Source organism: Pedobacter frigiditerrae, assembly GCF_032678705.1.
In the GTDB taxonomy this organism is placed as follows: Bacteria; Bacteroidota; Bacteroidia; order Sphingobacteriales; family Sphingobacteriaceae; genus Pedobacter; species Pedobacter frigiditerrae_A.
Map to the genome: position 1 here is coordinate 1,495,417 of NZ_JAVTSS010000001.1, position 20,339 is coordinate 1,515,755.

At 33.8% G+C, this 20,339-nt stretch carries 20 protein-coding genes and 1 riboswitch; of the genes, 15 read left to right on the forward strand and 5 right to left on the reverse strand.

All coding sequences use genetic code 11. The annotated features are described in order from the left end of the window. Positions 1–67: 67 nt before the first annotated feature. Positions 68–844, reverse strand: a complete 777-nt coding sequence (locus R2Q59_RS05930) for an XRE family transcriptional regulator (protein ID WP_131553899.1) — start codon at positions 842–844, stop codon at positions 68–70. Positions 845–978: 134 nt separating this feature from the next. On the opposite strand from R2Q59_RS05930, the gene R2Q59_RS05935 reads away from it, so the two are divergent. Continuing rightward, entirely contained in the window at positions 979–1,329 is a 351-nt protein-coding gene (locus R2Q59_RS05935; RefSeq protein ID WP_316766855.1) for a GIY-YIG nuclease family protein, read from the forward strand. 66 nt (positions 1,330–1,395) lie between these two features. Here R2Q59_RS05935 and R2Q59_RS05940 read toward each other — a convergent pair whose 3' ends face one another. Beyond that, positions 1,396–4,569, reverse strand: a complete 3,174-nt coding sequence (locus R2Q59_RS05940) for a DPP IV N-terminal domain-containing protein (protein WP_316784377.1) — start codon at positions 4,567–4,569, stop codon at positions 1,396–1,398. Between the two features lie 67 nt (positions 4,570–4,636). After that, positions 4,637–7,090, reverse strand: coding sequence for a transglycosylase domain-containing protein (locus R2Q59_RS05945; protein WP_316784379.1), 2,454 nt, complete (start codon positions 7,088–7,090; stop codon positions 4,637–4,639). 123 nt (positions 7,091–7,213) lie between these two features. On the opposite strand from R2Q59_RS05945, the gene R2Q59_RS05950 reads away from it, so the two are divergent. From R2Q59_RS05950 to R2Q59_RS05965, 4 genes are all read left to right on the forward strand, one after another. Continuing rightward, positions 7,214–8,095, forward strand: coding sequence for a polyphosphate kinase 2 family protein (locus R2Q59_RS05950; RefSeq protein ID WP_316784382.1), 882 nt, complete (start codon positions 7,214–7,216; stop codon positions 8,093–8,095). Positions 8,096–8,355: 260 nt separating this feature from the next. Then, complete coding sequence (locus R2Q59_RS05955; RefSeq protein WP_316784384.1) at positions 8,356–8,778, forward strand: hypothetical protein; 423 nt, start codon at positions 8,356–8,358, stop codon at positions 8,776–8,778. A gap of 33 nt (positions 8,779–8,811) precedes the next feature. Next, positions 8,812–9,004: riboswitch (cobalamin riboswitch) on the forward strand. 89 nt (positions 9,005–9,093) lie between these two features. Beyond that, positions 9,094–10,968: a TonB-dependent receptor plug domain-containing protein gene (locus tag R2Q59_RS05960; protein ID WP_316784386.1), complete on the forward strand. Its 1,875-nt coding sequence runs from the start codon at positions 9,094–9,096 to the stop codon at positions 10,966–10,968. A 181-nt stretch (positions 10,969–11,149) separates the two neighbouring features. Continuing rightward, complete coding sequence (locus R2Q59_RS05965; RefSeq protein ID WP_316784388.1) at positions 11,150–11,659, forward strand: hypothetical protein; 510 nt, start codon at positions 11,150–11,152, stop codon at positions 11,657–11,659. Here R2Q59_RS05965 and R2Q59_RS05970 read toward each other — a convergent pair. Next, on the reverse strand, positions 11,637–12,887 hold the full coding sequence (locus R2Q59_RS05970; protein WP_316784390.1) for a serine hydrolase: 1,251 nt from the start codon (positions 12,885–12,887) through the stop codon (positions 11,637–11,639). The genes R2Q59_RS05965 and R2Q59_RS05970 overlap by 23 nt on opposite strands. 87 nt (positions 12,888–12,974) lie before the next feature. Between R2Q59_RS05970 and R2Q59_RS05975 the strand changes: the two genes are divergently transcribed. The 3 genes from R2Q59_RS05975 (at position 12,975) to R2Q59_RS05985 (ending at position 15,011) form a co-directional block, all read left to right on the forward strand. Continuing rightward, positions 12,975–13,562 (forward strand): DUF6580 family putative transport protein, encoded by a 588-nt coding sequence (locus tag R2Q59_RS05975; RefSeq protein ID WP_316784392.1) that lies wholly within the window; start codon positions 12,975–12,977, stop codon positions 13,560–13,562. Between the two features lie 68 nt (positions 13,563–13,630). Further along, on the forward strand, positions 13,631–14,323 hold the full coding sequence (locus R2Q59_RS05980) for an SIR2 family NAD-dependent protein deacylase (protein ID WP_316784394.1): 693 nt from the start codon (positions 13,631–13,633) through the stop codon (positions 14,321–14,323). Then, the gene (locus tag R2Q59_RS05985; RefSeq protein WP_316784395.1) at positions 14,316–15,011 is read left to right on the forward strand and encodes a diphthine--ammonia ligase; all 696 of its coding nucleotides are present in this window, start codon (positions 14,316–14,318) and stop codon (positions 15,009–15,011) included. The genes R2Q59_RS05980 and R2Q59_RS05985 overlap by 8 nt, the downstream gene beginning before the upstream one ends. Positions 15,012–15,286: 275 nt before the next feature. On the opposite strand, the gene R2Q59_RS05990 is transcribed toward R2Q59_RS05985, so the two are convergent. Continuing rightward, positions 15,287–15,535 (reverse strand): hypothetical protein, encoded by a 249-nt coding sequence (locus R2Q59_RS05990; protein ID WP_316766883.1) that lies wholly within the window; start codon positions 15,533–15,535, stop codon positions 15,287–15,289. A gap of 107 nt (positions 15,536–15,642) precedes the next feature. On the opposite strand from R2Q59_RS05990, the gene R2Q59_RS05995 reads away from it, so the two are divergent. The 7 genes from R2Q59_RS05995 (at position 15,643) to R2Q59_RS06025 (ending at position 20,291) form a co-directional block, all read left to right on the forward strand. Continuing rightward, positions 15,643–15,843 (forward strand): PLDc N-terminal domain-containing protein, encoded by a 201-nt coding sequence (locus R2Q59_RS05995; RefSeq protein ID WP_316784397.1) that lies wholly within the window; start codon positions 15,643–15,645, stop codon positions 15,841–15,843. Positions 15,844–15,926: 83 nt separating this feature from the next. Beyond that, positions 15,927–16,403 carry a GAF domain-containing protein gene (locus R2Q59_RS06000; protein WP_316784399.1) on the forward strand — a complete coding sequence of 159 codons (477 nt, stop codon included), beginning with the start codon at positions 15,927–15,929 and terminating at the stop codon, positions 16,401–16,403. Beyond that, positions 16,396–17,001, forward strand: a complete 606-nt coding sequence (locus tag R2Q59_RS06005; protein WP_316784401.1) for a DNA-3-methyladenine glycosylase — start codon at positions 16,396–16,398, stop codon at positions 16,999–17,001. Before R2Q59_RS06000 ends, R2Q59_RS06005 begins: the two co-directional genes overlap by 8 nt. Positions 17,002–17,084: 83 nt before the next feature. Continuing rightward, positions 17,085–17,573, forward strand: coding sequence for a pyridoxamine 5'-phosphate oxidase family protein (locus R2Q59_RS06010; protein ID WP_316784403.1), 489 nt, complete (start codon positions 17,085–17,087; stop codon positions 17,571–17,573). Positions 17,574–17,636: 63 nt separating this feature from the next. Then, positions 17,637–18,923 (forward strand): kynureninase, encoded by a 1,287-nt coding sequence (gene kynU, locus R2Q59_RS06015; protein WP_316784405.1) that lies wholly within the window; start codon positions 17,637–17,639, stop codon positions 18,921–18,923. A 265-nt stretch (positions 18,924–19,188) separates the two neighbouring features. Further along, entirely contained in the window at positions 19,189–19,413 is a 225-nt protein-coding gene (locus R2Q59_RS06020) for a hypothetical protein (RefSeq protein ID WP_316784407.1), read from the forward strand. Between the two features lie 17 nt (positions 19,414–19,430). After that, positions 19,431–20,291, forward strand: a complete 861-nt coding sequence (locus R2Q59_RS06025) for a bestrophin family protein (RefSeq protein ID WP_316766895.1) — start codon at positions 19,431–19,433, stop codon at positions 20,289–20,291. Positions 20,292–20,339: the final 48 nt, after the last annotated feature.

Below are 20,339 nucleotides of genomic sequence, written 5' to 3' on the forward strand. Positions count from 1 at the left end.
AATTGGTTATTTAATAGCATAGATGAAAAAAGTAGTAAAGAGTTTAATCGGTCTTTGTTAAAATATGTTAATTCTTATTTAATTGAGAAATAGATTTTTGCATTTGAGCCATCATACTTGAAAGCGTTTCAATAGTTGGTTCAGGAGTAGGGTCTGGTAAAGTTGTAGAGATATAGGCCTTCGCTCTCCAAATCTCTAAAATGTCATCAGCATCAACAGAATAAGGATCATATACCTTGTTGTCAGATATCAATTTCAATTCCTTGTTTTCTTTGAAGCGATTGCCAGCTCTTTTATATACCACGCCTTCATTTTTGCTGATGATTACATAAGTTTCGCCAGTTTTAACATCGTTCCAATTATCCATGTATTCGCCAATAATTACACTACCTGGTTGAATAGGCAACATCGAATCTCCCATAATTTCAAATGCCCTAAATGTGCCTTGTTTTAACGCTGGCAATGGTAATTGAAATTTTGGCAAATCCTTAACATATTGGGGGTCTGAAAAACCATTTAAATATCCAGCACTTGCTTTAACGGGAACTAGTTCTATGTTCTCATTATCATTTTGATCAACCGAAATACTTAATACCCTTAAATTAGAACCTTGACTCTTTGGTTTTGGTTTCCAATTATCATTTATGTTTTCATTGATAAATTCATCAATGGTTAAGTCAAAATATTCTGCTATTTTTTTTAGTAAGTCATATTTTGGTTCTGCTCTATCTTCTTCATAGGCTCCAATCAATGAACGCTTAATTTCCATAGCATCAGCAAATTGCTGCTGTGTGTGACCTTTTTTCTTTCTTAAGTACTTAAGGTTGGATGAAATGTTTGACATAAAAATAATTTTAAAATAAATTTGTTTTTACTAAAATTGTTAGTATTATTGTGCCAATAAAGTTAGTAATATTTATTGAAAGTGCAAACATTAATCTAATTAATTTAGTTTTTAACCCATTAAGCCACGAAGTCATGAAAAAATTTGTTTACATCGTAACCGACAGAAACCGTACAAGCTTACACGTAGGAATGAGCGCAGATCTTATTAAAACGTTAGACTTCTATAAACAGATGCCAAATCTTTTTTTTGATAGTGGACAACAGTTAACTCGTTTGGTTTATTTTGAAGAGTTTAGAACAGAAGCACAAGCTTTAAGCCGCTTTAAATTGGTAAGTCGTTTTACAAGAATGCAGAAGGAAAGAATTGTTCGTTCTTGTAATCCTGATTGGGTTGATTTAACTATCGGTTTAGATTTTGAAAATATCCTTTCTCACCGAAAGATTAATACGCAAGTTGCTTTACCCTTAGCTATTTTGTCATAATTAAAAGTAAGCTCATAAAAAAACCACGACAGTTTGCCGTGGTTTTTTTATTTAAAGCTAATGTTTTTACCATCCAGGGGCAAAGTTTAAACCAAATACACCTTTACCTCCTAAGTCTCTACGTTGAAAAGGATATGCATAGTATGGTTCTATTACAAAATAACCAAACACATTAATCCTAAGAGATACACCTACACTCATCGCTGGTACTCTTTCATTAGTTACTAGTGTTGTTCTTTGATTACCACCTTGATCTAAAACCGGATTTCCTTGATTATCAACTAAAGGTATACTTTGGTAAGTGGGTTGACTTTTAAAGACAACTTTAGAAGTCTCTGTCCAAGATAAGCCTGCATCAAAAAATACGTTTAAATCAGAAAACAAATATCTTGACTGTATTTGCGCCAGTTTTTTAGGACCTGTAAAAGGTAGTCTAGCTTCAAAATTAAATACAGCTAATTTACTTCCAGATAATTGATCAATATCAAATGTACCAACGGTTTGATATTTGCTGTTGTAAAATGAATTTGCATCGTAACCCCTGATTAAATAGCCGTAGCCTGCATATAAAGGATACAGATTTTCTCCATCCTCACCAAGCCTCAAATAGTTATAAGATCTTACTGCAAATGTAACCGGCTTAGCTCTGAAATACTTTCTTCCATCTACTGTAACAGCAGCAAAATTATAATCACCAAAATATTTTTCTGCACCAACTCTATACCTAAATCCATCTAATGGAGCGGTTACTCCAAATATGGAATTATCTCCTATAAATGATGCATTTGTTTGCATGATAGAAAATGCTTTTAAAGGTATACCTAATTGACTTGAGCCTTTTGAATTGGATACTTTTTCCCTATCAGAACCTAAATAACCATAGGGATAATTGCCTGCAACATGATAATTATTAAATCTATCTAGGCGATAACTATAATAAGAAAATGCACCCCCAGCTTCAAAACGATGAACCTTGCTAAAAGGGTAAGAGCCAAATAATTCTAATTTATCTTCAAAAGTTCTTAATATGTTAGTGCTTATGGTATCAATAGGGTCTGTTGTTGTAGAGCCATCATAAAACCCGACGCTTGTGAATCCAGTAACATACGGAATATGAGAAATACCAACACCCCAGTTAATTCTATGTCTTTGGTTAATATATCCAACTAATCCACCAAAATCTGAAATTTCTCCATTAATTGATAAATTGGCAATGATTTGATTTCTACCAAGGATATCACTGAACATAGCCATAATGCCACCTTGAATTCCTGTTCCGAATCGGCTTGTAGAAACCCCAACGCCACTATTGGCTAAGTAATCTAGTTTAAATTTAGGAACATAAGCCACAGTTTTCATTGAATCTGTTGTTGTTTTCTCAAAGCGCTCAAAGTTGCCTAGATTAGAGTTAACAATGTTAACGCCAACGTTTTCCATTGGAGGTAGTACTGCTGCATCTAAGTTTACATCCTTAGCATCAACAGTTTTAGATTTGAAATTACTTAAAGCAGAATTGTAAAGCGTATATCTTTGGTATCTGTAATAACTGTAAACAATATCATCATTTCTAGAAACAGTTATAGCAGGAGAAAATTCCGTAATACCACTAATACCAGTAAAGTAATCAGTCAATTGTTTTACAGAACTGTTATCTAAATTATATTCGTACAAGTTCCTGAAACCATCACGATTAGATAAAAAGAAAATACGTTTACTATCTCCAGAAAACTGTGCGTTTAAATTATTAGCACCAGGGAAAACTGGAATATTGCTTAAAGATTTTGTAGTAAAATCGTAAACGGTTAAATTAATCGGATTAACAGCATTAATATTTCCAGCAACTATAGCAGCTCTATCAGATGAGAAAACTATTTTTTTGCCATCTGGCGAAAAGCTTGGTGCATAATCAGAATATTCATCATTAGTGATTTGTGTAAGCTCTTTAGTAGTTAAGTTATAAGAGAAAATATCACTTTGTCCTTCAACCATGCCAGAGAATGCTACTTCCTTACCATCTGGCGACCAAGTTAAATTTCCAAATTGTTCAACTCGCCCCATAGCTGTTTGAGATATAGTATTGCCATTTGCTACATCAATAATGAGCATTTGATTTTTCCCCTGACTAAAAATACTAAAGGCAAATTGTTTACTATCTGGCGACCAAGCACCAGCAGATTCAATAAAATTGAAATCATCAATATGGGAGTTAGCAATCTGGCTACTTAACTTTCTAATGATTTTTCCTGTTCGTGCATCCGCTAGAAACAAGTCAATTCCAAATAAATCCTTTTCAGATAAAAAGGCTAAATAATTCCCATTTGGACTAATAGCAGGCGCAACATTCATGTTCCCAGCATTTTTATTGTCGATAATTTTAGCACCTGATATTTTAATTTGTGAACTATCGGCTTTTAATAATGGTCTGTAATGTTGTTCAATTGAATTTTTCCATAAACCAGATAACGTTTTATCATCATAGCCTAAAGTATATTTAATCCCATTTTCATAACCAAATTTGGCTGTATTCTTAAATAATGGAACAATAGTGGTATCGCCATAAAGAGAGCCTACAAAAGTCCAAAATGCCTGGCCGTAACGGTAGGGGAAGTATTTATTAGAATTAGTTAAATCTTTTAATGATGGAATATCTCTATTCAATAAAGCATCACGCATCCACATAGATGTGAAGGCGTCTTTTTTACCGACGGATAAATATTCTGCCATACCTTCCACCATCCACAAAGGGGTATTTCCGATATTCTCTAAACTGATAGAATCTTTTTCTAATAAAACATGGTATTGAAAAGCGTGAACCAGCTCGTGTCCTAAAACGTGCCTTGTTTGGCTACTGATATCTAAAACAGGCATAATAACCCTGTTTTTTAAGGCCTCAGTAACACCACCTGTTCCAACTCCAATTTCTCCATTTAAAGCTGTAGTCTGCTGAAAATCTGGATGATTACTATAAAGTATGATTGGGTTTTTCCTCAAGAATGTATCACGAAACACCTCTTGATGCATTTTATACCAAGTTTCTGCATCTTGGGCAAATTTCTTCAACAGTTTTTCATTCTTAATATAATAGTAGATTTCAAAGTGTGGTGTTTGCAAAACCTTGAAATCTTCATTTTTATATCTCACTTTATTTTGCCCAAAATATTGAGCTTTTACAGAAAGAACAGATACTAGGATGAATGTTAAAATCAATAAAGACTTTTTAAAAGTAGTGGTTCTATTCATAATCTTAGATTTTGCTAAACAATGTATTTTATTTACGATGTTGAATAACTAATGGTTTTAAATACAATTAATTATCATTTCCGTTTTTCTTTTTTTCTTTTTCTTCTTGTCTTTGTTTTCTACGTAATTCTCGCTCTTCTTTTTTAGTAAGTGGTACTGTAGGAGTTACTGGGTTTTGTTTTACAGGTTCTGTAGTTTTTTTATCATCAACCTTCTGAACTTCTGTTTCTGGTTTTGAAACAGGAGGTTGTTCCTCTATAATTGGAACTTCCATATCTAACGAATCAATTTGAGTGCTATCAACTTCTGCTGTATCTACTTGTTGCCTAGGTGTAACACAGTTGATGTTTCTTGTAATTTCTACCTTAGCTTTTGGAAACTGCCCATAGGTATATCCACTATTTGGATCATGGTAAACTTTTTCCATAAACTTAGCAAAAATCGGCAGGGCAGTACGAGAACCTTCACCTTGTTCGCCATTTTGGAAATGCGCTGTACGTTCATCACACCCCACCCAAACACCCGTTACTAAGTCTTTGGTAATACCCATATACCAAGCATCAACATAATCTGATGATGTACCAGTTTTACCTCCAATTTGATTGTTTTTGCCAAATAAATCCCATTCCCATAAAGCTTGAGAAGTACCTCCTGGTTCTTCCATACCTCCTCTAAACATATATAACATTAACCAAGCTATTTCCTCGGTTAGTACACGTTTAGTTTTTGCAGTAAATTCCTCAATTATATTATCATTTTGGTCTGTAATTTTTTCAACTAAAATTGGGTCAACCTTTACACCTTCATTTAAAAATGTACCATAGGCTCTAACCATTTCATAAACAGTTACATCATTGGGGCCTAAACTTACTGAAGGAACAGATTGTAATGGACTTTCGATGCCACATGCATGGGCCCATTTAACCACATTATCCCATCCAACTTTTTCCGTTACTTGAGCTGTAACGGTATTTACAGATTTTGCCATTGCCCAACGTAAAGACATTTCTTGGTAAGAGTTACTCCAATCGGCATTTTTCGGTTCCCAATATTCTGTTTTACCCTTATTTTGATAAGCAATTTTTACAGGTTTATCTACAAAAGTATCACAAGGACTCATTCCGCTTTCTAATGCTGCTAGATAGGCGAAAGGCTTAAACGTAGAGCCAGCTTGACGTTTTGATTGATTAACGTGGTCATACTTGAAGAACTTATGGTCAATACCACCAACCCAAACCTTAATCTTGCCAGATTTTGGTTCCATTGTCATCATCCCAGTATTTAATATTTTACCATAATAGCGGATTGAATCCATTGTAGAAAATAAAGTATCTCTATCACCTTTATAGGTAAAGATTTTCATCTTTTTCTTCTTGTTAAAGTAAGCGTCTACCGAATCAGCATTGTTGTTAAATTTCTTCTGCAACATGGCGTAAATAGGTAAGTTCTTCTTAGCCCTATCGGGATAATCAACCTTTTTGCGTTCAGAATCTTCCCACGGGTCTTCATTGCCCCAAACACTATAAAAACGTCTTTGTAAAATCCTCATTTGATCTTTTACAGCTTCTTCTGCGTAACCTTGCAATTTTGAGTCGATGGTGGTGTAGATTTTAAAGCCATCTTCATATAAATCAACATTGTTCTCTTCACACCATTTTTCCAGGTATTTGTCAACTGCTGCTCTTAAATAAGAATCGCCATCACTACTATCTTGCATTTTCCCTTCCTTTAACTGCATCGGTTGTTTAGAAAGTAATGTCAAGCTGTCCTTACTTAAATAGTTGTATTTATTCATCTGACTTAAAACCGTATTCCTGCGATCTAATGTTCTTTCAGGATATTTAAGTGGGTTATAAAACGATGTACCTTTAAGCATACCCACAAGTAGGGCCGCATCAGTTGTGGAGAGTTCCTTAGCTTCTTTATCAAAGTAAATCCTTGCAGCGGTTTTTATGCCATAAGTATTGTTTCCAAATGAAACTGTGTTTAGGTACATGGTGATAATATCGTTTTTGCTATAGTTAGATTCAAGCTTTAAAGCCGTCATCCATTCCTTTAATTTAGACACCAATGTTCTAACCAATGGGATGTGCTTAACAAAACCAGACGACTTGCTATAACGAGTACGATATAAGTTCTTTGCAAGTTGCTGCGTTATGGTACTTGCCCCACCATCTTTACCCATTCCAACTACAGCTCTACCAACTGCTTGTATGTCAATCCCTGAATGTTTATAGAAACGAATATCCTCCGTTGCCACCAACGCATTAATTACACTTGGGGATATTTCATTAAAATTAACTGGCGTTCTATTTTCCTTGAAATACCTACCTATTAATACCCCATCAGACGTGTATAATTCTGAACCCACACGTTGGGCCGGTTTTTTAATGTCTGCGTAACTAGGAGAGTAGCCAAATAGCCAAAGAAAGTTTAATTGTAGTGCACAAAAGAAGATTATGATGAAAAATACAAAAAGTGCGAAATAGCGTACGTACTTATTTTTTATTTCTTTAAACATGGTATAAAGATGGAAAAAACGTGAAATATTTAGGTGTTAAAATGTGTTAAAACTGTAAGTACAAATTAACGTATTTAATTTACTTAAATTTTAGTCTATATTTAAAATAAAATCATTTTACCGATGAAGACCAACACAAAAAAATATTTAGCAAAAGCAGGGATGCAATTTTCTATAAAGGATTATAGCACTACTTATGATGGTCACTTAGATAAAGAGGCTGGAAAAGAGGAGCTTGAACGTGTGAAAGGAGAATTGAAAGATTATCAAGAGGCTTTGTATGCGTCAGATTCACATTCACTATTGATTATTTTTCAAGCCATGGATGCTGCTGGAAAAGACAGTGCCATTGAGCATGTGATGTCCGGCTTAAATCCTCAAGGTTGCCAAGTTTATAGTTTTAAAACACCAAATAGCGAAGAGTATAGTCACGATTTTTTATGGAGACATTATAAAGCCTTGCCTGAAAGAGGAAAAATTGGAATTCACAATCGATCACACTATGAAAACGTATTGGTTTGTAAAGTTCACCCAGCATATGTTCTTAGTGAAAATATTCCTGGTTATGACGATGTAAAGAAAATTGACAAGAAGTTTTGGAAAGAGCGTTATGAAAGTATCAGGAATTTTGAAAAACACTTAGTAGCAAATGGTACAGTAATTTTAAAATTCTTTTTACACGTTTCTAAGGATGAGCAAAAGCAACGTTTTTTGGATAGGATAGAAGAGCCTAGTAAAAACTGGAAGTTTTCCGCTGGAGACTTGAAAGAGAGAGCATTATGGAAAGATTACATGGCTGCTTATGAAAATGCAATTCGAGAAACTTCAACGGATGATGCTCCTTGGTATGTAATTCCAGCAGATAAAAAATGGTACGCTAGATTGGCTATCAGTCAAATAATTGAAGAAACATTGGAATCTCTCAATTTAAAATATCCAACCTTGCCAAAAGAAGAGGCCGACCAACTAGAAGCAATTAAACATCAATTATTAAACGAGAAATAACTTATACTGCTTACTTTATCATTTAAAAGAATATTTTGACCTCATCGAGGTCAAATACTTATAGGAAATGACATTAAAGGTGTGCAATTCCAGCTGAGGTCAAATGTTTTTCTATAAATATTTTATCCCATTTGGACAATTATGATTGTTTGACCGACCTTAAAAATTTTAGACGGAAAATAACAGATAAATACCCAATAGCAGGTATTAAAAATCCATTTTTTATTTAAGATTATTGTATGATAAATTAAATGAACAATATGACTTATTTAGAAGCTCTGTATGGTAGTCAGTACGACGAAATAAAACGTAATGGAAAAGATGGCAACAAAGGAAGGTTGAATGGAAACATTTTTTTGACCGCATTCTTGATTATGTTTTTAACCACGGCAATTTTAGCATTATGTTATTTTGTACCTCAAATAAGTAATGGTTTAGGAAGGATGTTAAGAAATACTTTTGGTAACAATGGAAAGGCTACTGGAAAATTACTCGCCGTCATATTTGGAGGATTAATTTATTTCATCATTAATAAAACCATTGGTACTCAGGAAAATTTCACTCATTACGTAGATAACTTCTTAGCATACCCAGAAGACACTAGAAATAAAGCTGCGAAAATGTTGTTAGTGCCATTTTTCATAGTTTTAGCCCTAATGTTTGTGCTTGCTTTCTTAAATTAAAAGAACATTTTTTTTCTTAGTAAATTAAAATATACCTTTGCGTCGCTTTTTGGTTTCCGATTAACATCGGAATTAAAAGGGAATACAGTGTAAATCTGTAACTGTCCCGCAGCTGTAAGCTCTATTAAAGTTTTTCAAATCTAAAGTCACTTTTCGCCAACTGGCGGATGGGAAGACAGGAAAACCAGAGTAAGTCAGAAGACCTGCCTAAAAGTTTAATATTTCATAGCTTTCGGGGATTGAAGCTAGGAATGGGACTTTTTATACCTCATTTCTATTCTGATTCTGTTGCTGTGCGTGAAAAACTCACAACAAATGAACAAAAAAACAAAATTGATTGTCGCAGGTCTAGGACTTGTGCAATTAGCCCTTTTGGGTAAATCTGCTGTGGCACAAGATGCCAAAACATTAAATGAAGTGGTTATTTCTACCACAAAAAATGAACAAAAACAATCACAAACAGGTAAAGTAGTAACAATCATTACAAGCGAAGAATTAGCTCGTAGTAGCGGAAGAAACTTGGCCGAACTGTTAAATCAGCAAGCTGGAATTACAGTTGTTGGTGCTGGAAGTAACGCAAGTAAAGAAAGAAGCGTGTTTTTTAGAGGTGCAGCAAGTGCTTATGCCGTTATTTTAATTGATGGTGTTCTAGCTACTGATCCTTCTGGAACTGGAGGTGCTTTCGATTTACGTTTATTGGCCATCGACCAAATCGAGAGAATTGAAATTTTAAGAGGTGGTCAGTCGACTATCTATGGTTCTGATGCTGTTGCTGGTGTTATCAATATTATCACTAAAAAGAATGGCACAAAAGGTAATAATGTTTATGGTGTGGCATCTGCTGGAAGCTATGGAACTTATAAAGGACAAATTGGATTAAGCAGTAAAGTTGATGCTTTTACTTATAACCTAAGTTATTCTCATTTTAAAACTGATGGAATCTCTGAGGCTGAAAATCCTGCAGGAAATACTCAAGTTTTTGATAAAGATGGTGTTAAACAAGATGCATTAAACGCAAACTTCTCCATACAAGTTGATAAGAGATTTAGCATCAATCCTTTTGCACGTTATTATGAAGGCAAGTTTGATTATGATGATAATGCCTTTACTGACGCAAACAACACCTCAATCTCAAAACATTTTAATGGTGGTTTAAATGCTGTTTATCAATTAGGCAAAGGAAAAATCAGTTTAAATTATAGTCACGAGAATACTAATCGTGAATATAAAAGTTTATATGGTGGCAAATACCAAGGTAAAATGGATTTGCTTGATGTTTTCTACAATCAAAATCTGGGAGAGAAAGTAAACATCCTTTTAGGTTTAGATAATAGAGCAACTTCAGTAACTTATTTTAGTGCTGCTGCAACAAAAGAACCATCAGCAAATTTATTCAGTACTTATGCATCTGTGTTTTTACACGATTTAAGTGTTTTCAATTTAGAAGTTGGTGGCCGTTATAACAAGCACAATAAATACGGTGAAAACTACACTTATGCTGTAACGCCAAGCATCAATATTGTTAAAGAGGTAAAGTTATTTGGTACAATTTCTTCTGCATTTAGAGCACCAACTTTAGATATGTTGTTTGGTATGTATGGAGCTAACTTGAACTTAAAGCCAGAAAAAGCATTAACGTATGAAGCTGGAGCAAGCTTAAATTTCTTAGATGAGAAAATTAATCTTCGCGTTGTTGGTTTCAAGAGAGATATGGAAGACGCCATTATTTATGGGGCAACAGGATATATTAATCAAGACCAACAAAAAGATAAAGGTTTTGAAATTGAACCAAGTATAAAGTTTGGTAAATTCTCATTGAACGGTTATTACGCCTATGTTGAAGGAAAACAAATTACTGGAACTAAGGTGTCGGATATTCTTTTGCGTAGACCAAAAAATACTTATGGAGTTAATGCTGGTGTTCAAGCGACTGAAAATTTATACTTAAGTGCTAACTATAAATTTACTGGAGAAAGAACTGATAGTGATTTTAGTACTTTTCCTTCAGTTAATAAGGTGCTGGATTCTTATCAGTTATTTAACTTTTATGTGGAATATGCTTTGGCTAAAAAACGTGTTAAAATCTTCGCAGATTTGAAAAACTTAACTGACGAAAAGTACATTGAGATTATTGGTTACCGAACAATGGGTTTCAATATGAATGCTGGTGTAAGCTTTAATTTTAAATAATATTCATCCCTAATAAATGAAAAAGCCTTCTCGGTATATCGGGAGGGTTTTTTAGTTGAAGATTTACGTCATTGAGAAGTTGATTTTTCTTCAGCCGTGACAATCCCCTTTGAAATATGGCATTCATAAGATTTTGCAGCTGGATTTTTATTTCATAAATTAATCGAACATTTATTCTTCTATGATAAAGAAATTAATTTTGGTTATGTTTTTATTGTCAAGGGCTAACTTATGTAATGCACAAGTAGTTGATATTAAAGAATTAACTCTTCTTTTTGATGTTCCTATTCAGATACTGGAAAAAAAGATAAACATTAATAAATGGAATAAAATTAATGAACTTAAGAATGATGATAATATAGTTTATTTGAGCAATTACAGATATAAAAGTCCGAATGGTGATATTCAACCAACCAAAATTAGAATGGTTGAATATTTGAAAGGCCCGCCGAAAATTATCTTATTTATGACCGCAAATATGAAAACGATTATTGAGCTAGAAACTAAGATTTTAGCTACGAAATTTAATTTAGTTGAAACTAATAATAAAAATGGAGCTTTAAATAAAACTTATATAAATGGTAAATACCTTTACATTTATAGTAAGGCAGAAACAACTTCAGTTCTCCTCATAACGACTTCTAAAGAATATTTACAAGATAAAAAGACTAATTCCCATAATCCATCTTAAACTTACTCAAATCTGGCAAGTGTCTTTTCTGCCTACTTAACTCTAACTCATAAATCATTTTACCTAGGTTTTTCATAAAAGGATAACATACAGTTTCATATTCGTATTTGTTATCATTATAAATTCCATCCTCATTGCTTTGTACAACTGCGGTTAAAAAATACTCAACCTTGTTTTTAAAATCTACAAAGTAGGAGTTGTCTATAATGAAGCCATAACTATCTCCGTATTTGTTAAAAATTCTAATATTTGGGTCTATAACCGCCTCTTTTTCTCTTCCATAAAAAAGCATCTTCGCATAAGTTGGCCAAAATTCTTTCGGGTCATATTTTGGGAAATCACTTTCTGTTGGCAGTTTACTCATGTAAGTGTAAATGAGTTTATAATCTTCAGCCCTTAAGTTGAACCTTTCTTTAACAAGATAAGCTTCGGGCATTATTAAACGTTTCATTAAAGACTGTTGGTCAGCAATGGTAAAAACATTTTTATTGGCAAAGCTGTAAGGTTCGTTAACAAGCTTATCATTGCTATCCATATAACCTTTGCCTACAGTTAAATTGATTAGTTCTAGTGGATAATCTTTTGCGTCATATTGTTCAGCTTGATGGTAAACTAATTTATCCCCTTCATAAAAATCAATCGGATTGGTATGTCTGGCAGATTCACCGCCATCGCCTATGGCTAAACGATTTAAGATTCGGCTATCTGTCATTCCGTATTTTTTCAGCTTGGCGTTAATTTCAGCTCTGCCAATAAATTCAAATAATCTATTGTAAGCATCATTATCGCTGGTTAGCAATACTTTTTTAATATAATGAGCTAATGATGGTTTTCCATTTGCAGCGCTTTCGTCCTTCAAAACTTTCGTCTGACCTTTAAAACTGCTATCCGTAATCATAGTTAAGTTAGCAGTTAGTCCTTTAATCTTTAATTCATTTATCTTTTCTAAAGCGAAGATTACAGCCGCTAGTTTAACCGTACTTGCAGGATAAAAATATCGCTTTGTGTTAAGGTTATAGCTAAAGCTTTTGAAACTTGGTTTATTGTTTTTATCTCTTGTAACCTGAGTGTACATGATTTGCACTTCATTTTTATTAGGATGATTTAATATTCCAGAAAATAATTCAGGTTTACTTTCCATTAGTATTTTTAAAAATGTAGTATCTGTTTTTTGCGCCATCGCTTTGATGTTGATTAAGAGTAATAAACAAAGGGATAATTTTCTCATAATTTTTATAGCTAATATTTAAAGGTAATATCTATAATTTTTTATTCAGCATTAAAAAAGCTAATTTTGTGACACTAAAAAAAAGAAATGAAAAATATTTTCACCCCTAGAACATTGGTTTTGTTATTATTTATGCTGGTTATTATTGGCATAAGAGTAATTGCTCCACTTTCTCCTGACTTTAAATTGTTTGCTAATCTTTCAGCAATAGGTGCTGTTGCCATATTCGGAGGTGCATATTTCAAAAATAATTTGAATGCGTTTTTATTACCAGTAGCCGTGCTGTTATTGAGTGATTTAGGACTTTTCTTAACAATGGGCAAAGAATATGGCTTCTACGATGGATGGTACTATACCTATATTGCATTTATTTTAATGGTAACAGTAGGAAAACTGATGATTAAAAAAGTAAACGTTCAGAATGTTTTAGGTGCAAGCATTGCTGCTGTATTTGTTCATTGGATTGTTTCAGATTATGGCTATTTTCTTGCTCAAACAATCCATCCACAAACATTGGCAGGTTTTTGGGCTTGTTTAGTAGATGCCATTCCTTTTGAATTGAATTTCTTATACGGAACTTTGGTTTATTCGGCTATTATGTTTGGCGCATTTGAAATGTTAAAAGCAAAATACCCTGCTTTAAGTTTAAATAGAAATACTGCAATCCATTCTTAAGGATTAAAATAATAAAGTTAAAACCCTTTCGAATAATGTTCGGAAGGGTTTTTTGTTTAATTTAGAACATGAAACAACGATTAGTAGTTTTAACTGGGGCGGGTATTAGTGCAGAAAGCGGCTTAAAAACATTTAGAGATGCTGACGGACTCTGGGAAGGCTACAATGTAATGGATGTGGCAACTCCTGAAGCTTGGGATAGAAATCCTGCATTGGTGCAACAATTCTATAATGAACGAAGGAAACAGGTTTTAAATGCCAAGCCTAATGAGGCCCATTTAATGTTAGCAAAGCTGGAAGAACATTTTGATGTACAAATCATTACTCAAAACATAGACGACTTACATGAACGTGCTGGGTCGACTAACATTACGCATTTACATGGTATCATTACATTTGCGCAATCAGATAAAAATGCTTCGTTATTATACCCAATTCAAGGTGATGATATTAAAATGGGAGAGTTGTGTGAGCTTGGTTCACAACTACGACCTCATGTAGTTTGGTTTGGTGAGGCAGTGCCGATGATAGAATCTGCAGCCGCAATTTGTGAGGAAGCAAATCTGTTCATGCTGGTAGGTACTTCTTTAGCTGTTTATCCAGCGGCTGGTTTAATTGATTTTGTTCCCAAACAAGTTTCAAAATACATTGTCGACCCAAAAATTCCAGCAGTAAATCATTATCAAAATGTAATTAAGATTGAAAAGTCTGCAACTGCAGGAGTAAAAGAAGTAGCTAAAATATTAATCGAAAATGCCTAAACAACCAGCGGTATTTAATTGGAGCGGCGGCAAGGACAGTACTTTAGCGTTGCATTATGTTTTGCAAAACGATGATTTCTATATTCGCTATTTGCTAACTACCGTGAATGATGGCTTTAATAGAATCGCTATGCACGGCGTGAGGGAGGCTTTGTTGTTAGAACAGGTTAGTAGTTTAAAAATTCCTTTAGTTCAAGTACGTCTTCCTGAAATGCCTGATATGGAGATTTACGAACAAGAATTAAGGCAAGCTTTAAATAAGTTAAAATCTGAAGGAATTCATCATTCTATTTTTGGAGATATTTTTTTAGAGGATTTAAAGTTCTATAGAGAAACCCAATTAAGTAAAATCGGAATGCAAGCAGTTTTTCCTTTATGGAAAAGAGATAGTTTAGAGTTGGTTAAAGAATTTATTGCATTAGGGTATAAAACAATAGTTGTTTGTGCAAAAGAAGGTTTACAAGATTTTTGTGGAAGAATAATAGACGAATCTTTCTTAGATGATTTGCCACAAAACATTGACCCAGCTGGTGAAAATGGAGAATTCCATACCTTTGTTTTTGATCGACCAATTTTTAGCAAACCTATAGATTTTACACTAGGAGAGAAGCTGCGTAAAACTTTCCCAGACCCAAATCAGTCTGGTAATGAAATTGGCTATTGGTATATAGATTTAGTGCCCTACTAACAATTTACTGAATGTTTTTTCTAAAATTTATTCTGATTAAAATTATTGATTTTTTGATAAAACCTCTATAATATTTGGCGAATTTGTACTTCCAAATATTATATTGTTTGTTATTTTATTAGTTTAATTATCAATAAGTTATAGTTATTTAATTAAACTAATACTTATTTTAATAATTGTAGTTGTAGTCTTTATGTAGCTAAAGATCAAAATAAAATTTTGTTTAATATACGAAACTACTATATTACAGCAAGTTATCTATTTTATCTAAATAATTACTGTTGTCTTTGGTAAGCTGCAGAAAAATCGCTCCTCATTGTCTTAAATCTCTCAACAACGGTAGCTATAAATTCTTCATCAAGCATTTGAAAAATCTCATTCGCTCCTCCTCCTGTAAGTTCCAGCTCTGATATTTTATAGCTTTGTTCAAGCGGTCCTTGTTCAAACTTTACGATGTATTTTTGGTTCATGTTAAACAAGGTAATCTTGCATGCTGGATGTGGTAACTCTGCTATTGTTCTCATAATTTTTCTTTGAATTTCAAAGCTAAGTAATTTGTAAATAGTCATTGCACAATGTTGAATAGTTGGCGAATGTTAATTCTTATTGCTATTTTAGAGAAAAGAATTTTATGAACGCAGGCATCATCTTTATTTATGTATTAGTTGGCTTATGGTTAGCTTCCATCATTTGGGCGGTTAATGATATTGCTAAACATCCTTATAAAAAGAAAATTAAAAAACTGATTTGGACAAACATCGTTGTGGTTTTCCCTTTTGGTGGATTAATCGTCTATTATTTGATGGGTAGAAAAAACCTTAGTGAGGCTTAATTCTATCACCCATTTGTAAATCTCTTTAGAACTAGCTTAGTTAATTTTTGTTATGGTTAACTTTGTTTATCAAAATTATTCTAATGGCTGAAGATTTAACTATTGCCAAAACAGGCACCAAAGAAGAACAATACCAATCTCTTATTCCTCAAATTGAAGCTTTGCTTTATGGCGAAACTGATTTAATAGCAAATTTGGCTAATGTTTGCGCTGCATTAAAAGAGCAATTTAACTGGTTTTGGGTAGGCTTTTATTTAGTTAAAAACGATGAATTGGTATTAGGTCCGTTTCAAGGTCCCGTGGCTTGCACTAGAATTAAAATGGGAAAAGGTGTTTGTGGTACTTCTTGGCAAAAAGCAGAAACCATTATTGTTTCAGATGTTGATGAATTTCCTGGTCATATCGCCTGTGCTTCTGCATCAAAATCTGAAATCGTATTGCCGCTTTACAAGGGAGAAAACATTATCGGCGTTTTAGATGTTGATAGCGAATATCTTGCTCACTTTGATGAAGTTGATGGCAAATACCTCAACCAGATTATCAATCTATTAAATGCCTAAATTACCTTATTCTTTTTACCAACAAGAAGATGTGACCAGCTTAGCTGTTAAACTTTTAGGCAAGCAACTTTTCACATTAATTGATGGTCGACTGACAGGCGGAACAATTGTGGAAACGGAAGCCTACAATGGGATTATTGATAAGGCGTCTCACGCTTATAATGGCAGATTTACTCCTAGAACAGCAACAATGTATGAAGCTGGTGGCATTTCGTACGTTTACTTATGTTATGGCATCCACCACTTATTTAATGTGGTTACAAACACTAAAAACAATCCTCATGCTGTTTTAATACGCGGCATAGAACCTACTGAAGGTTTATCAACTATGTTAGATCGTAGAAATATGCAAAGTATAGCACCAAGAATAACGGCAGGACCAGGTGCACTTGCAAAAGCCTTAGGCATAGATAAAAATCTAAATGCTAAAGATTTACTTGGTGATGAAATTTGGATTGAGGATAATGGCATTCATTTTAAGCCTGAATATATAATTACATCTCCCAGAGTTGGTGTAGATTATGCCGAAGACCATGCGTTGTTGCCTTGGCGATTTTACATCAAGGGCAATAAATATGTAAGCAAACCAAATTCTTAGTGAATTTCATTCTGGACCTGTAGAAGGATTATTTCTTAAAACCTTTCCACATATCTGATGTTTATAAATCAAATACATCTTTTATGAAAAATGAAAAAAATATAGCCATACTTAAAGAAATGGCAGAAAAGGTAAGAATTTGTATGCTTACTACTTTAAGCAGTGAAGATGAGTTTAGCAGTAGACCAATGGGTACAGCTAAAATAGAAGACGATGGTAGCATTTGGTTCTTTACCAACGAGTATTCGTTAAAAAGTAAAGAGATTTCTAAGGAGAATGAAGTTAATTTGGCATATAGCGAGCCATCGAGCAATACTTACATTTCAGTAAATGGAAAAGCTGAATTGGTTGATGACCAAGCTAGGAAGGAAGCATATTTCTCTCCGCCCATTAAAGCTTGGTTTCCAGAAGGTGCGGATGACCCGAATTTAATACTAATTAAAGTAACGCCAAGTGTAGCAGAATATTGGGATGCGAATGCCAGTAAAATGGTGGTAGCGTTTAAGATGTTAAAAGCAATTGTAACGGGAGATGCACCCGATTTGGGTAAACACGATACTATTAAATTTTAATCAATTTAATATGTTAATGAAAAGTCTAGCCTTACGGTTAGGCTTTTTTTGTAATATTGCGGTATGAATTTCGAGAATAATTTAGACTTTGCTCAAGCTTTAGATCAACAAGATGTTTTAAGAGAAATGCGTAATGAATTTTTGTTTCCGCAACAAAATGGTAATCCATTTATCTACTTGTGTGGTAATTCTTTAGGCTTACAACCTAAAGCAGCAAGAGAGGTGTTGGAAGTACAATTAAATAACTGGCAAAACCTTGCAGTTGAAGGTTGGTTTGATGGAGATTCGCCTTGGATGTTTTACCATAAAGAACTGAAAAAGTTAATGGCTCCAATTGTTGGTGCTAAACCCTCGGAAGTTTGCCCAATGAATACTTTAACCGTTAACCTTCATTTGTTAATGGTTAGTTTTTATCAGCCAAAAGCGAAAAAATATAAAATCATAATGGAAGCTGGTGCATTTCCATCAGACCAGTATGCTATAGAAAGTCAAGTTAGATTCCATGGTTTTGATCCTGCGGATGCCATTATTGAGGTTAAACCTAGGGATGGAGAATACATTTTAAGGACAGAAGACATTATCAGCGCAATTGAAGATAATGCAGATGAATTAGCTTTAGTGCTGTTTGGAGGTGTAAATTACTTCACAGGGCAGTGGTTTGATATGTCGGCAATAACTAAGGCCGGACATAAGATTGGTGCAATTGTAGGCTTTGATTTAGCTCATGCCGCAGGTAATGTACCATTGCAATTACACGATTGGGATATAGATTTTGCTTGTTGGTGTTCGTATAAATACCAAAATGCTGGGCCTGGTGGAATAAGCGGAATATTTGTACACGAAAAACATTTTACTGATATTACTTTAAATCGATTTGCGGGATGGTGGGGTTATAAAGAAGAGCAGCGATTTAAAATGGAAAAAGGATTTATTCCTGAACTTGGTGCAGACGGTTGGCAAGTAAGCTGTACGCAGGTAATGCCAATGGCTTTATACCACGCTTCACTCCAATTGTTCGAAAAAGCAGGATTTATAGATACATTAAGAACTAAAAGTAAAACTTTAACTTCTTATTTGTTTTACATTATAAATGAAGTAAATAGCAAATTAGGGGAAGAGCAATTTAAGATTATCACTCCTTCAAAAGAAGAAGATAGAGGAGCTCAGGTTTCTATCATTGCAAAAGAGGACGGGAAGAAAATATTCGACCAGTTGGTTGCTCATCATGTACTTGGAGATTGGCGTGAACCCAATGTAATTCGCCTAAGTCCGGTGCCTTTGTATAACAGTTTTGAAGATGTTTTTAAAACTGGTGAGTTGTTGTTAACCATTAGCCAAAATCTTAAATGATAAAGGTCTGGATTAAGTTTTTCTTAATCGTTCTACTCGTAACGGCAATTTGTTCTTGTTCAGAAAACTATAAGAACATTGACCCAAGCTCTTTTAATCAAAAAATTAGCTTTTCTTAATCGTTCTACTCGTAACGGCAATTTGTTCTTGTTCAGAAAACTATAAGAACATTGACCCAAGCTCTTTTAATCAAAAAATTAGCTTAAGAAATGATATCAAAACACCAGAGGAGTTAATCAAACGATATTACATAGATTCAAACGAAGTGCCTCATCAAATTAACATAAATAAGAAAACAATAGAGAAGAATAGTTTCCAGATAACCTTGATAAATGAACGTGTAGATGATGATGCAGTTCAAAAAGAAAAAATAATGATGTTCGCTAAATTTGATGGAGCACATTGGAAAGTTAAGGAAATTAGAAAAAATTGGAAGTGCGAAAATGGAAGAGGTGGTTCAACAGAGTGGGGGATTAATGAATGCCCATAATTAATAGAATTTAAAACATGATCAATTACAATCCTAAAGAGTGGATGAGCTTTATTTTCCACGTCCATAAATCAGATACCTTTAGAAAGTTATGGCCTTTAATGCTGGGTATAGCAATTCTTTCGGCAATAATAGCCTATTTGGAACTGAATCATTTAAAGCTAGGAGAAACCACATACATCAAAAATGTAGGAATGATGCACAATTTATTAGGTTTCGTGTTGTCTATGTTATTAGTTTTTAGAACTAATACCTCTTATGATAGGTGGTGGGATGGCAGAAAGTTACTTGGCGCTTTAACCAATGTGAGTCGTAACCTTGCGCTAAAAATAAAAGCGTTAAACTTATCGGAAGAAGAAGTTGAGTTCTTCAAGTATGCCATTCCGAAATATGGTTTTGCTTTAAAGGAGCATTTAAGGGAGAAACAATATTTTGGTAAGGATAGCTTTTTGATTGAAATAGATGGCGGAAAACACATTCCGAATCAGGTTGCAGCAAGTATAATTGCTAGGTTATACGATTTGCAAAGAGATGGGAAGATTTCACAAGAACAATTAATTACCTTAAGTGGCGATGCCAACCAATTCACAGATATTTGTGGTGGTTGTGAAAGAATTAGAAATACACCAATCCCATATTCTTACAGTGCTTTCATCAAAAAATTCATATTCATTTATGTGATAACTTTACCTATTGGATGGGTGTTTAGTTTAGGCTATTTTGTTGTTCCAATAGTACCCTTTATTCTCTATGTATTAGCGAGTTTAGAGCTCATAGCTGAAGAAATAGAGAACCCATTTAATCAGGATGCAAATGACCTGCCAGTAGATCAAATTTGCAATAATATTGAAAAACACGTCCAAGAGATTTTAAGCTAGTTCAATTGCTTTATTGTTGGAAATAAAAGTTAATTGCTCTATTGTTAA